General features: G+C 46.3%; 12 protein-coding genes. 7 read left to right on the top strand and 5 right to left on the bottom strand.

The annotated features are described in order from the left end of the window. Nucleotides 1–12: 12 nt before the first annotated feature. Nucleotides 13–660 carry a phosphoribosylanthranilate isomerase gene (locus tag D0A34_05730; GenBank protein UNU18443.1) on the bottom strand — a complete coding sequence of 216 codons (648 nt, stop codon included), beginning with the start codon at nt 658–660 and terminating at the stop codon, nt 13–15. Nucleotides 661–793: 133 nt separating this feature from the next. On the opposite strand from D0A34_05730, the gene psaK reads away from it, so the two are divergent. The 4 genes from psaK (at nt 794) to D0A34_05710 (ending at nt 5210) form a co-directional block, all read left to right on the top strand. After that, complete coding sequence (gene psaK, locus D0A34_05725; GenBank protein UNU22183.1) at nt 794–1078, top strand: photosystem I reaction center subunit PsaK; 285 nt, start codon at nt 794–796, stop codon at nt 1076–1078. A gap of 80 nt (nt 1079–1158) precedes the next feature. Continuing rightward, nucleotides 1159–2355: a site-2 protease family protein gene (locus tag D0A34_05720; GenBank protein ID UNU18442.1), complete on the top strand. Its 1197-nt coding sequence runs from the start codon at nt 1159–1161 to the stop codon at nt 2353–2355. 81 nt (nt 2356–2436) lie between these two features. Beyond that, nucleotides 2437–4386 (top strand): adenylate/guanylate cyclase domain-containing protein, encoded by a 1950-nt coding sequence (locus tag D0A34_05715; GenBank protein ID UNU18441.1) that lies wholly within the window; start codon nt 2437–2439, stop codon nt 4384–4386. 38 nt (nt 4387–4424) lie between these two features. After that, nucleotides 4425–5210 carry a DUF928 domain-containing protein gene (locus D0A34_05710; protein UNU18440.1) on the top strand — a complete coding sequence of 262 codons (786 nt, stop codon included), beginning with the start codon at nt 4425–4427 and terminating at the stop codon, nt 5208–5210. A 199-nt stretch (nt 5211–5409) separates the two neighbouring features. Here D0A34_05710 and D0A34_05705 read toward each other — a convergent pair whose 3' ends face one another. Beyond that, complete coding sequence (locus tag D0A34_05705) at nt 5410–6162, bottom strand: lipoate--protein ligase family protein (GenBank protein ID UNU18439.1); 753 nt, start codon at nt 6160–6162, stop codon at nt 5410–5412. A 144-nt stretch (nt 6163–6306) separates the two neighbouring features. Between D0A34_05705 and D0A34_05700 the strand changes: the two genes are divergently transcribed. Then, entirely contained in the window at nt 6307–6633 is a 327-nt protein-coding gene (locus D0A34_05700) for a thioredoxin (protein ID UNU18438.1), read from the top strand. A gap of 226 nt (nt 6634–6859) precedes the next feature. After that, nucleotides 6860–8077: an LL-diaminopimelate aminotransferase gene (locus D0A34_05695; protein UNU18437.1), complete on the top strand. Its 1218-nt coding sequence runs from the start codon at nt 6860–6862 to the stop codon at nt 8075–8077. Nucleotides 8078–8327: 250 nt separating this feature from the next. Here the strand turns inward: D0A34_05695 and D0A34_05690 are convergent, their stop codons facing one another. Further along, nucleotides 8328–8726 carry a hypothetical protein gene (locus tag D0A34_05690; GenBank protein ID UNU18436.1) on the bottom strand — a complete coding sequence of 133 codons (399 nt, stop codon included), beginning with the start codon at nt 8724–8726 and terminating at the stop codon, nt 8328–8330. A gap of 128 nt (nt 8727–8854) precedes the next feature. Then, entirely contained in the window at nt 8855–9661 is an 807-nt protein-coding gene (gene surE, locus D0A34_05685) for a 5'/3'-nucleotidase SurE (GenBank protein UNU18435.1), read from the bottom strand. A 209-nt stretch (nt 9662–9870) separates the two neighbouring features. On the opposite strand from surE, the gene D0A34_05680 reads away from it, so the two are divergent. Continuing rightward, on the top strand, nt 9871–10875 hold the full coding sequence (locus D0A34_05680; protein ID UNU18434.1) for a phenylalanine--tRNA ligase subunit alpha: 1005 nt from the start codon (nt 9871–9873) through the stop codon (nt 10873–10875). Nucleotides 10876–11094: 219 nt separating this feature from the next. Here D0A34_05680 and D0A34_05675 read toward each other — a convergent pair whose 3' ends face one another. After that, nucleotides 11095–11544: a hypothetical protein gene (locus tag D0A34_05675; protein ID UNU18433.1), complete on the bottom strand. Its 450-nt coding sequence runs from the start codon at nt 11542–11544 to the stop codon at nt 11095–11097. Nucleotides 11545–12084: the final 540 nt, after the last annotated feature.

Raw genomic sequence — 12084 nt, 5'->3', positions numbered from 1 at the left:
ATTGCCAATTTATTAATGATGAGCAAGTTGACTTAAATTAGCAAACAACTGAGCAACTTTGGTCAAATCTTTATCTCCCGGCGCTATTTCTACGCCGCTAGAAAGGTCAACACCGCTGAAGTTATTGCCGATCGCGCTATCAATTGCGTTTAAAATATTATCGGGTGTTAAACCGCCCGCCAGCAGCCAAGGACACTGGGGTCTAAACTCTGATAACATCATCCAGTCGATCGTTTTTCCAGTACCGCCGAGTTGATTGGGATGGTAAGCATCGAGCAGTAAAGTATCGACACGAACAGCGTAAATAGCCGCAGTCTCTAGAGTTTCAGAAGTCTTAACTCTCAAAGCTTTGATAATTTCAATTCCCGGCAAAAACTCCCGCAGTCGATCGCAATATTCCGCTGTTTCATCTCCATGCAACTGCACCCCACTTAAATTTGACTCTGCCGCTACTTGACAGATATTTTCTATTGTGGTGTTGGCGAAAACGCCGATGCGAGCGACATTTTCCGGCAACTGTTCGACAATGAGCCGAATAGTTTCTGGGCTGACATAGCGCGGAGAAGCTGGCACACAGATAAACCCCAAAGCTTGGGCTCCCAAGCGGGCGATCGCAATTCCTTGGTCTAATTTAGTGATTCCGCAAATTTTAACCCGCACTCTTCCTCCTCGGTTCTGCAGTTTTATCAAAATATCAACGAATTGTTAACTATTAAAACAAATCTTAGTTTAATGCAAAGCGCTTTTTATAATCGTGGAAATCAATTTATCTGTGCAATCAGGAGATAAGAACGTGATCAACTCATCTTTGCTGTTAGCCGTACAATCTACCGCTCCCTCAACACCGGAGTGGTCGCCCATGGTAGGACTGACAATGATTTTATGTAATTTGCTGGCGATCACGATCGGCTACTACGGCATCTCCAAGCAAAACCGAGGCAAGGGCCCAGCTTTACCCCTTGCACTCCCTGGAATGTTCAAAGGCTTCGGCGTACCAGAATTGCTGGCAACAGCCAGCTTCGGCCACTTGCTGGGAGCCGGAGTAATCTTGGGCTTGGGTAGCGCCGGAGTTCTGTAAAAATCAGGGGAAAGGCAAAGCCAAGGGGTAGAAAAGATATAATAGAAACTCTTTCTTGCTCTCCTTTCCCAGGAAAATTCATGCAGACAGGTTGGCGAATCGGCTCTTTATTTGGCATCCCCCTAGTTATAGATTATTCGTGGTTTATAATTTTAGCCTTAGCAACCCGCGAATACGCCAGCAGTTACGGCCTGTGGGGGCCTGCGCTCTCCTGGAGTGCGGGGTTAGCAATAGCTCTGCTACTGTTTGCTTCCGTGCTCTTGCACGAACTCGGACACAGCTTGGCGGCGATATCGCAAGGCATTAAAGTTAATTCTATTACCTTATTCTTATTTGGTGGAGTAGCTTCGATCGACTCGGAATCAAAAACTCCGGGTCAAGCTTTTCAAGTAGCCATTGCCGGCCCTCTCGTCAGCTTTGCGGTGTTTTTAATCCTTGGTTTGGGTTCTCAAGTTCTTCCCCCGAAAAGTTTGCTAGCAATTGTCACCGAAAGGGTTGCACTCATCAATCTAGTTTTGGGATTATTTAACTTAATTCCCGGCCTGCCTTTGGATGGAGGACAAGTTTTAAAAGCAGCAATTTGGAAAATCACCGGCTCTCGATTTGCCGGCGTTCGCTGGGCGGCAAAAACAGGACAAGTTTTAGGTTGGCTGGGTGTTGCTTTGGGTCTGAGTTTATGCTTTTTAACGCGCGAGTACGGCGGCTTGTGGATTGCGCTGATCGGCGGGTTTGGCATTCGCAATGCCACTGCTTATAGCAGATTGACCTCACTGCAAGAAGCCTTGGTTAAAATTAAAGCCAGCGATGCGATGAGCCGCGAGTTTCGAGTTGTAGATGCAGATTTGACTCTGCGAGAATTTGCCGATCGATATTTGTTAGAAGTCAATCCGTTTCCATTTTACATTGCTGCGACCAACGGCCGGGATTTGGGCTTAGTGTCGATCGACGATATCCGCTTCACAGAACGCAGTCAATGGCAAATTCAGACTTTGCACAACATTTTGAAACCCCTGGGAAAAACCCCCACAGTCTCGGAAAAAGCATCCATCGCAGAAGTAATTAACAGCATGGAAGCCCGTAAACTCCCGCGAATCATCGTCCTCTCGCCGATTGGTTCAGTAGCAGGGACGATCGATCGGGGTGACGTGGTTAAAGTTTTGGCAAAATACCTCAAACCCCAGGTTTCAATGGCCGACATCAAGCGCAGCAAAGAAGAAAACAGCTATCCGCAGGGATTGCAGTTAAGTGCGATCGCCAAAACTGCACAGGAAAACTAAAAGTTGGGCATCGGTAAGGGGCATTAGTGATAAGTTAAGATGTAGCCAACTTTGTCACTCAGGGTTCAAACATTAAATTTTATGCCCAAATTCTTTAATAGAATTTATCATAAATTGGGGGAGGGACGTTGGAAAAACTTAACTTATTTCTTCCCCTTCCCTGACTTGCAACCTCTTGCTATTATCTGGATTGTCGTGACCGGAACTCTATTGGGAGTGCGGCATTTAGGCGGGTTGCAGCCACTGGAATTAAATGCTTATGACCTCATGGTGCAGTTGCGGCCAGATCCGGGCCCTGACCCCAGGTTACTGATAGTTGAAGTCACAGATCCGGACATTAATACTATTGAAAAATGGCCACTTTCCGATCGCGTTTTAGCAAAAGCGATCGCAGAAATAGCGCGTTTAGAACCCACAGCTATTGGCCTGGATATAATTCGTGATATTCCCTACGAACCGGGGAATGCAGAATTAGCAACTCAACTGAAAAACCCCAAAGTATTTCCCATTACCTTCATCGGCACCTCAAAGTACGATCGAGTGCAGCCACCTCCCAACATACCCGACCAGCGGGTAGGATTTAACGATTTGTATCTCGATCCAGATGGTATACTGCGTCGCAATGTAATTTCTATTGGCGATGGTAAGAAAACGTTTTATTCATTTCCCTCCCGGCTAGCTTTTGCATATTTTGATAGCCGAAAAATAGAATCTAAAGGTACAAAAAACAATGAATTCCTGGTAAATAAAATAGTATTTTCCAAGTTGCGCTCAAACTCAGGAGGTTATCAGAACATTCCTGCCCAAGGCTATCAAATATTGCTCAATTACCGTTCTGCTAAAAAGATAGCAGAAACCGTGACAATAACTCAAGTTTTGCAAGGCAAAGTTGACCCCAAATTGGTAAAAGGTAAAATAGTCTTAATTGGCGTTACAGCTCCAACTGTAAAAGATATTTTTTCGACCCCTTACAGCGCTACTAAAAACGGTAATATCCCGACCCCTGGAGTATTAATTCACGCAACGGCCACCAGCCACATTCTCAGTGCAGTGTTAGACGGCAAAGGGCTATTTTGGTATTGGGACGAATGGCACGAAATTCTCTGGATCGCTGTGTGGAGTGCAGTGGGTGGCTGTTTAGCTTGGCGGCTAGAAAAATCCCTAAATTTGATCGCAATCGCGATCGCAGCTTGCGGCTCATTATTCGGATTCACCTTTTTCCTCTTCATGCAACAGGGGTGGATACCTTTAATGGCCCCTACCCTGGGACTTTTAATCACCGCAGGAGTCGCAGTTACCTATAAATACGAGCAGTCGAGGCAACAGCAAGGGATTGTGATGAAATTATTAGGACAACAAACTTCACCGGCGATCGCAAATGCGCTGTGGAAAGAGCGCGTCCATCTGCTCGAATCAGGGTTATTGCCAGGGCAAAAAGTTACTGCTACCATCGTCCTCACCGACTTGCAGGGTTTTAGTACAATCTCCGAAAAACTACCACCAGAAGTGGTAATGAGTTGGTTAAATGAGTATTTATCAGCAATGGCTCAAGAAGTCCAAGCACATCAAGGCGTGATTAATAAATTTACCGGAGATGGAATGCTGGCAGTATTTGGCGTACCCATTCCCCGCACCACTCCCGAAGAAATTGCCGAAGATGCTCGCCTTGCCGTATCTTGTGCTTTAGCCATCAGTTCCCGCTTGCCAGAAATGAATCAAAATTGGCTCACACGCGGTTTACCGGCCGCAAAAATGCGAGTAGGCATCTTTACAGGGCCTGTTATGGTGGGTAGTCTGGGAGGCACAACCCGTTTAGAATATGGAGTGATCGGCGACAGCGTAAATATTGCCTCTCGCCTCGAAAGCTGCGAAAAGGATCGGCAAGAGGGCACTTGCCGGATATTGATTGCAGAAGAAACCTTTCTGCATCTGGCGGACAAATTTGAGGTAGAATCTTGGGGACTTTTGCCTTTAAAAGGCAGGGAACAAAAAGTTAATGTCTACCGGATTTTGGGAAGGAAAAAGAAATAAAAAGAGAGAATCTATCCCTAAAAATTCATGGAGTTAATATGAAAACAATTACTAAGTTTCTCATCAATCTGATATCAGTTGGCTCAATAGTATTGATAGCCACACTTAACATTTCTCAATTTGCAGTTGTGGGACAGCCGATAATAAACACACCTGACCGCCCACCCAACCCTATACCGGGAGGGCCGCGCTTCATTCAGCCTACTGAAGATATTGATGAGCGGCCGCCCACTCAACCGGGACGCCCTGTGCGCGGTGGCTGCGCGAGTATTAGTCAGCTAGGTCTCACAGCCTTAGTGCCTACGAATAAGATCGGACGGACTGTTTTCGACTATCCAACGTTCTTTTTCTACTTGCCTCAAACAGAGGCAGAATCAGCCGAATTTATCCTACAAGATCAAAGCGGCAAGCAGATTTATAAACAGGATCTCACAATTAGCAATTTATCAGGGGTGATCGGCGTTAGTATCCCCGCTAACAAAAATGTGCCGCCCTTGGAAGTAGGCCAAAGTTACACTTGGAATTTTACAGTGATTTGCGACGCTCAAGACCGATCGGCCGATCAGATGGAAAGCGGTACTGTACGGCGAGTTGAACTCAGTGCAGATATCCGCCGTCAATTAGATCAGGCAGATCCGCGCCAGAAAACCGTTATTTATGCTGAAAATGGGATTTGGCAAGATGCCCTCAGCACCCTAGCTGCCGCTCGCCGCGATCAGCCTAATGATACAGCGCTCAAGGCTGATTGGGAAAGCTTGCTGGATTCAGTGACCTTGGGCAAAATTGCCAAAGAGCCGATCGTTCAAACTAAGCCACAACCATAAGCTGTACTGCATTTAAATTTAACTTTTCTGGTGGCGTTATAGCAACGGGCCAGAAAAGTTTCAATACAATAAGTGTACCAGTTTTTAACTTGTATTAGTAACAGCCAATATGGTCGTTCCCTAACAAACAATTTTTATTGTAGAAGAGCCAAGATAGCTGTTCCTAAAAGGCTGCCGGAAAGCCCGCCAAATATGCAGATTAAAGGTCAAACAGCTTATTACTTGTTAATTTCAAAATGTCATGCCATTCCCGATCCGAAAGTGGCTGCACTTTCAAATCAATTTCAAAACAGCGACAAGCAGCCGCACTCAAAACATCAATTACAGTTGCAATCAAATCATCTCCTCCTTCAGATAGAGGTAATTGCACAGGAATTAATTGCTCCCCAAAAACTTGAGAAAACAAACAAACATCTGGCTGCAAACGCATCGAACCGTGCTGCAAAATAGCATCGCCCCGTCGCAATTGCGCGCTACCAATTAACTTGCAACCATCAGCGGTAACTAAATCTGCACCCGTCGCAGTACCAAAACAATTCGGATTGTGAATATAACCCCTTCCAGCTTCCCCGTATTGCAAATCCAAACCCATCGCCCTCCAACCCTCAATCAAAAACTCGCAAATAGTCTGATAAGCTTTCATACGACTGCTTCCAAATCCCGAGGCCACAACTGCATAAGTTAAATCCCCTTGGTGAAGTACCGCGCGCCCGCCGCTGGGCCTCCTCACCAACTGCACAGGCATTCCCCCCCAAGACAAATGCTGCCAAAACTCCGGCCACCTGCGCTGGTGGTAGCCCAAGGAAATCGCCGCCGGTTGCCAAGTGTAAAATCGCAGAGTTGGCGGATTTTTCCCCGCTAGATGCTGTTCCAGTAGCCATTGGTCGATCGCCATCTGCACGCTACCAGACGCCGACAACAGTGGAATTAAACGCCATACAGAATTAGCCATCCGTCCCCAGTCCTGAGTTTGCACTCAATAATTCGCAGAATGTTTTAAAATTAGTAACAGTTTTTTGGGCCTGTCTTCTCAGTTGGTGCAAGTTTCACGCCCGCCGGTGCTTTAGAAATAAATAGAAAAAATAATCGCAGAACCATGAGCAACAGTGTAATTGTCATTAACGACGAAAAATTTGAAACAGAAGTCCTGAAAGCTGAGCAACCAGTGCTTGCCTATTTTTGGGCTACTTGGTGCGGGCCTTGCAAACTGATCGCGCCTTCGGTAGACTGGGTGGCTGCCAACTACAGCGATCGGCTGAAAGTGGTTAAAATGGAAATTGACCCCAATCCTAATACCGTCAAGCAGTATAAAGTAGAAGGAGTCCCAGCTCTCCGGCTGTTTAAAAATGCCGAAGTAGTGCTTTCTCACGAAGGAGCTATTAGTAAACAAACTTTAATCGGTTTGCTCGACGCTCACTTATAAAGTTTGGAAATGATTCGGGAGTTTCCAACTCCCAACTCACAAATATAGCAATCGCAAAGTTTTTTTTAAGCTCTCTCTTTTATCCTCGATATTCCTCTCTGACTCGGCGCCCTCAGCGCTCTCTGCGGTTAGTAAAAAAAATCACAAACCAAATAAAAATGCAATATAAAAAATAATTTAGTTAATATAAAAATATTCCTTAAAAATCCCAAAAGATACAGAAAATATGCAATTTGCTAAACGTTTAGATCCACTGCAATTTAATGTATTTGCCGATATGGATCGGGCAAAAGCTCAAGCTAGAGCAGCGGGGCAGAATGTGATTGACTTGTCTCTGGGTTCTTCGGATTTGCCAGCGGCTGCTCACATTACAGATGCGATCGCACATTCTCTGTCAGACACCAGCACTCACGGCTATTTGCTATTTAACGGCACAAGAGATTTTCGGGAAGCAGCAGCTATTTGGTACGAGCAAAAATTTGGGATTGCAGTCAATCCAGAAACAGAAGTGCTGCCGTTAATTGGTTCCCAAGAAGGCACGGCGCATATGCCTTTAGCTGTACTCAACCCTGGAGATTTTGCTTTGTTGCTCGATCCGGGATATCCTTCCCACGCAGGCGGTGTGCATTTGGCTGGTGGTCAAATTTATCCGATGCCGCTATTAGCAGAAAATGCGTTTTTGCCGATATTTGAAGATATTCCGCCAGCAGTGCTGGCTCAGTCGAAGATGATGGTTTTGAGCTATCCTCACAATCCTACAACTGCGATCGCCCCGGTTGCTTTTTTTGAGAAAGCTGTGGCTTTTTGTCGAGAACATCGGCTGGTTTTAGTTCACGATTTCCCTTATGTGGACTTGGTGTTCGACGATCGCAATTCTCTCATACAGGCAGAGTCTGGTAACGAGGAAGAATATCGAAAATTGATGGCGCCGTCAATCTTTCAGGCCGATAGAGATAAGAGTGTGGCGATCGAGTTTTTTACACTATCCAAATCCTACAGTATGGGAGGTTTTCGAGTCGGATATGCGATCGGCAATTCCGAACTAATTGCAGCGCTGCGACAGGTAAAAGCCGCAGTGGACTTCAACCAATACCGAGGGATTTTGAACGGAGCGATCGCAGCATTAACAGGTTCTCAAGATACCGTCAGAACCAGCGTAGAAACCTTCAGAAAACGACGGGATGCCTTTGTAAACGCGCTACAGGGCATCGGCTGGCAAGTGCCTGTACCCCCCGCCACCATGTACGTCTGGGCGAAACTGCCGGAACCTTGGGGCCAAGATTCCGTGAAATTTTGCACTCAGCTAGTACAGAGTACAGGAGTCGCAGCTTCCCCGGGTGCCGGTTTCGGGAAATCAGGAGAAGGCTACGTGCGATTTGCCTTAGTCGAGTCGCCAGCAATTTTGGAAACAGCAGTTAAAAAAATTGCTGAGTTTCAAAATTGAGCGATGTAATCTGTATCAACTTAACCTCAAACACCCTTGTGAGACTTAATCCCACCGGAATTGAGCTTTGAGGCAGGGGTTTTAACCCCTGCCGGAGGGGGTTTTGACTTTTTTGGGGACACGCTTTGGGCACGCCGCCTAAGTCCTTACCCGCAGTTCAAGATTGGTGCAATTGCTAAAATATGGTGATTTATACCTAAAGGAATAGATATTTGCACGGAGTATCTGTCACAATTTCTGTTAAGAAATGTTAACGGGAGACATCTTCGGAATTACCAGTTCCGCTCACCCACTCTATTAATCCTTGAAATGAATTCTGTCGGGGTAGCGATTGTTCCGTAGCGGCGATCGCACATCCCACAAATACCATGCTGCCCAAAATTGCAATCAGCGGAAAATGCTTGCCCAGCCCAAAATCACGCTGAATGCGAGCTAGCGGTCTGCTCTCGCGCCTGAGCATCTTTCCCACCGTCAGTTGTTTGAGACTAAAAGGATCTCGCACAAAATGACCGCTCCAGCTAATTACTAAATGAGAATGGCAGTGGGGACAAGTGAATAGTCCGCTAACCATCCCGACTGGGCCTACGACGCTGGAACGGTTGCAAATCGGGCAAGTGAGAGAATGAGTGTTATAGGTGGGAGCGTTCATAACTGTTTTTCTTGAGTAAAAAAAAACCAACAACTAATTGGGAGCCTGTGTTAACGCCTAAGGTATAGACCTGAAGAGGCACTTTTCCTTAATTCCTAGTTTACCGCTCGGATCGGGTCGATCGGAGCTCACTGCTTGGGAAAACCTTCAAATTGCCAATCCCGCAACGAGTGCAAGTCGGGAGTACAGGTGAGATTGTACTGGAGCGGAGTAACGGTAATTTTATTGTCGCGAATAGCTTGTACGTCCGTAGGAATATCATGCGGCACTGCCGGATCATAAGCTTCTTCTACATCTTCTAACAATTCCCCAGCTAGCCAATAATAAGTTTTGCCGCGCGGATCAGTGCGCTTTTGAAATATGTCGAAATAGCGGCGAATGCCTTGACGGGCGATCGCAACTCCGGTAATTTCTGCTTGTGTGACTGCTGGTATGTTGACATTCAACAGCACAGGTTTCGGCATTGGCTGTTTTTCCAACTGTGACAGCAAAGTGACAGCGAAATCCACTGCCGGCCCAAATTCCTGCGAAGTAAAGCTGGCGAGGCTGAAAGCAATGCTGGGAATGCCTTCCATAATTCCTTCCATTGCTGCCGAAACCGTGCCCGAACAGATGATATCCGTGCCTAGATTGGGCCCGTGGTTGATACCGGAAAGGACAAAATCGGGCGGTTTGTCAAGTAAAGCCCACAAAGCGAGTTTCACGCAGTCGGCAGGAGTGCCCGAACAGGCCCAAGCTTTGACTGCGGGATCAAAAATAGATTCGACAATTTCGGCGCGGATGGGTTGGTGCAGGGTGAGGCCGTGACCGGTAGCGGAGCGCTCTCTGTCGGGACAAACTACGCTCACATCGTGACCGGCGGCGGCGAGAGCGTTGGCGAGACTGTGGATGCCTTGTGCAAAGATGCCGTCGTCGTTGCTAATTAAAAGTTTCATCGAAATTTTTATAGGCCTGATAACAATATTAAACTAGATTCAACTAGGGCGATCGCTCTGACATCCCATTACTTATTACGAATTATCCGTAAATACCGAAAATCTAAAATCTCAAATCAAGAATACTGTCGAGCCATAATTGCGCTAAACTCAACTTGGCTCAAAACTGCCATCAATCTAAAATCTAAAATCTAAAATCTAAAATCAAAATGACTGTCCAGCTAAGCGACATTGAAACTCAACTAGAAACCCTCGGTCAAGAGTCCAAAAGTGCGATCGCCACTGCCAATACCCTCGAACAACTCGAACAGTTGCGCGTCGGCTACCTCGGCAAAAAAGGCCAACTCTCTCAAATTTTAGGCATGATGGGCAAACTGTCGCCAGACCAGCGGCCCAAAGTAGGTGCGATCGCCAATACTGTCAAAGAAGCCCTGCAAGCCGATTTAGAAGACAAGCGCGCCGCCCTCCAAACCGCCCAAATCCAAGCCAAATTAGCCTCAGAAACCATCGATGTCACCATGCCGGGGATTTTTCGCTCCCAAGGTCGCGTTCACCCCTTAAACGCCGTCATAGACCGCGCTCTCGATATCTTTGTCGGCCTCGGCTACACCGTCGCCAACGGCCCGGAAATGGAAACAGATTATTATAACTTCGAGGCGCTGAACACACCGCCAGACCACCCAGCGCGGGATATGCAAGATACATTTTACCTACCAGGCGGCGACTTGCTGCGGACTCAGACATCATCGGTGCAAATTCGCTACATGGAACAGCACAAACCCCCGATTCGGATTGTCTCTCCCGGCCGCGTTTACCGCCGCGATACTGTTGATGCTACTCACGCGGCAGTTTTCCACCAAATTGAACTTTTAGCAATTGATGAAGGTCTGACTTTTACGGACTTGAAAGGTACGATTAAAGAGTTTTTGCGGCAAATGTTTGGGCAAGATTTGCCGATCCGTTTCCGCACCAGTTACTTTCCGTTTACGGAACCTTCTGCCGAAGTTGATTTGCAGTGGAACGGCAAATGGCTGGAAGTTTTGGGCTGCGGAACAGTCGATCCTAACGTTCTTAAAGGAGTCGGTTTAGATCCAGAAAAATATACTGGGTTTGCGGCCGGTTTTGGTGTCGAGCGGTTCGCAATGGTACTTTATGAAATCGACGATATTCGCCGGGTTTATGCTAGCGATTTGCGCTTTTTGCGGCAATTTTAAACAAGGGCTTCGGGCCCGTTACACGAGCCGTATAGAGGTCTTGGTCAATGTACATCAATCTTTCAGTTTCAAGTAAGTAAGTACAAATAAACATCACTTGAGGAGAGGGCGGGTTCTGCAACGATCGACTCGCCCTTACTGTAGATAAGGGCTAAAGCCACCCCTACAAGCCCCTGCAAGATATTATTGTTTTTTTGCGCTTACCTACTTATTTATTGTCTACTTGCTAAAAACACCCTTGATGCTGTCAACAGCGCTCTCGACAGCATTCTTGGTATTATCTACTGCTTTCTGAGTCCGAGCTGAATCTTCCGATGCTCTTTTCTCAATTGTGGCCGCATCTTTCTTAGCTTTGCGCTCTACTACACTACCATCCTCCGATGCTCGATCGACTTTAGTAGCATTTGTCTTGGCAGTTTCCTTAACCTTCTCTTCTGTATCTCGGATGAAGTTCTTGGCTCGTCCAGCATCTTTGCTGGCTTTTTCTTGAACCACATCGCCCGCATCTTCTGTTGCTGCCATCGAGTTTACAGCAGGAGAAGCCATTGCTGCGGTGTTCGAGAAGAACGCACCAGACCAAACGAAGGCTATCGCTGACACGCAAAGCACAGTTGCAGCCATCAAGCGCCCTAAAGTCGAAAGCCGTTTCGTAAAATAATTCAGTTTCATAGAATACAAAAGAAATGACATTCCTATTTTTACTCGATCAGAGCGATCGGCGTAACCGTTCTCTAGATAGAGGTTATGCCCCGACGAGCGGTTAAAAAAGTTCTCTCTTTTGATAGATTCAAGCAAGGAATGTCAGTCACTTTTTAATTTTAGATTTTAGATTTTAGATTTTAGATTTTAGAGTTGACTCTCCAGCCGCCATTCAAAAGCTTGAACTTTGGTGAGTCGATTAAAGATTAAAGATTAAACAATTGACTCCCCAGGCGGAGCGCAGATCCGCGCGCTTAAGTAGGTAGGCGAAAAAATTTCTGTTTATGTAAAGCAACATTAACTAGCGTGATTCAAGTTAAATTTAACACATTGTTTACGGCCAGTAAGTAGGTGTACATAAACTTTAGTATGTCACCGACTATCAAGCTATCATCAATCGGGCGATTGTTTTCCTAAAATATCGCTTCTAAAGAGCGTTTCACGGAGTGACTATCGCTTTGGACTACATAGATATTTTGCCGCTCATCTACTTATTTAGGAATAGGTTGT

The organism is Microcoleus vaginatus PCC 9802 (assembly GCA_022701275.1).
GTDB classification, from domain to species: domain Bacteria; phylum Cyanobacteriota; class Cyanobacteriia; order Cyanobacteriales; family Microcoleaceae; genus Microcoleus; species Microcoleus vaginatus_A.
The sequence above is the reverse complement of the archived record's forward strand: the minus strand, read 5'-3'. Positions and strand labels throughout refer to the sequence as shown.

Bases quoted from the DNA above. Each gene is read 5' to 3' on its own strand.
- D0A34_05705 (UNU18439.1), bottom strand. From the start codon at position 6,162: ATGGCTAATTCTGTATGGCGTTTAATTCCACTGTTGTCGGCGTCTGGT.
- D0A34_05695 (UNU18437.1), top strand. From the start codon at position 6,860: ATGCAATTTGCTAAACGTTTAGATCCACTGCAATTTAATGTATTTGCC.
- D0A34_05710 (UNU18440.1), top strand. From the start codon at position 4,425: ATGAAAACAATTACTAAGTTTCTCATCAATCTGATATCAGTTGGCTCA.
- D0A34_05690 (UNU18436.1), bottom strand. From the start codon at position 8,726: ATGAACGCTCCCACCTATAACACTCATTCTCTCACTTGCCCGATTTGC.
- D0A34_05675 (UNU18433.1), bottom strand. From the start codon at position 11,544: ATGAAACTGAATTATTTTACGAAACGGCTTTCGACTTTAGGGCGCTTG.
- D0A34_05720 (UNU18442.1), top strand. From the start codon at position 1,159: ATGCAGACAGGTTGGCGAATCGGCTCTTTATTTGGCATCCCCCTAGTT.
- D0A34_05715 (UNU18441.1), top strand. From the start codon at position 2,437: ATGCCCAAATTCTTTAATAGAATTTATCATAAATTGGGGGAGGGACGT.
- D0A34_05680 (UNU18434.1), top strand. From the start codon at position 9,871: ATGACTGTCCAGCTAAGCGACATTGAAACTCAACTAGAAACCCTCGGT.
- D0A34_05700 (UNU18438.1), top strand. From the start codon at position 6,307: ATGAGCAACAGTGTAATTGTCATTAACGACGAAAAATTTGAAACAGAA.
- surE (UNU18435.1), bottom strand. From the start codon at position 9,661: ATGAAACTTTTAATTAGCAACGACGACGGCATCTTTGCACAAGGCATC.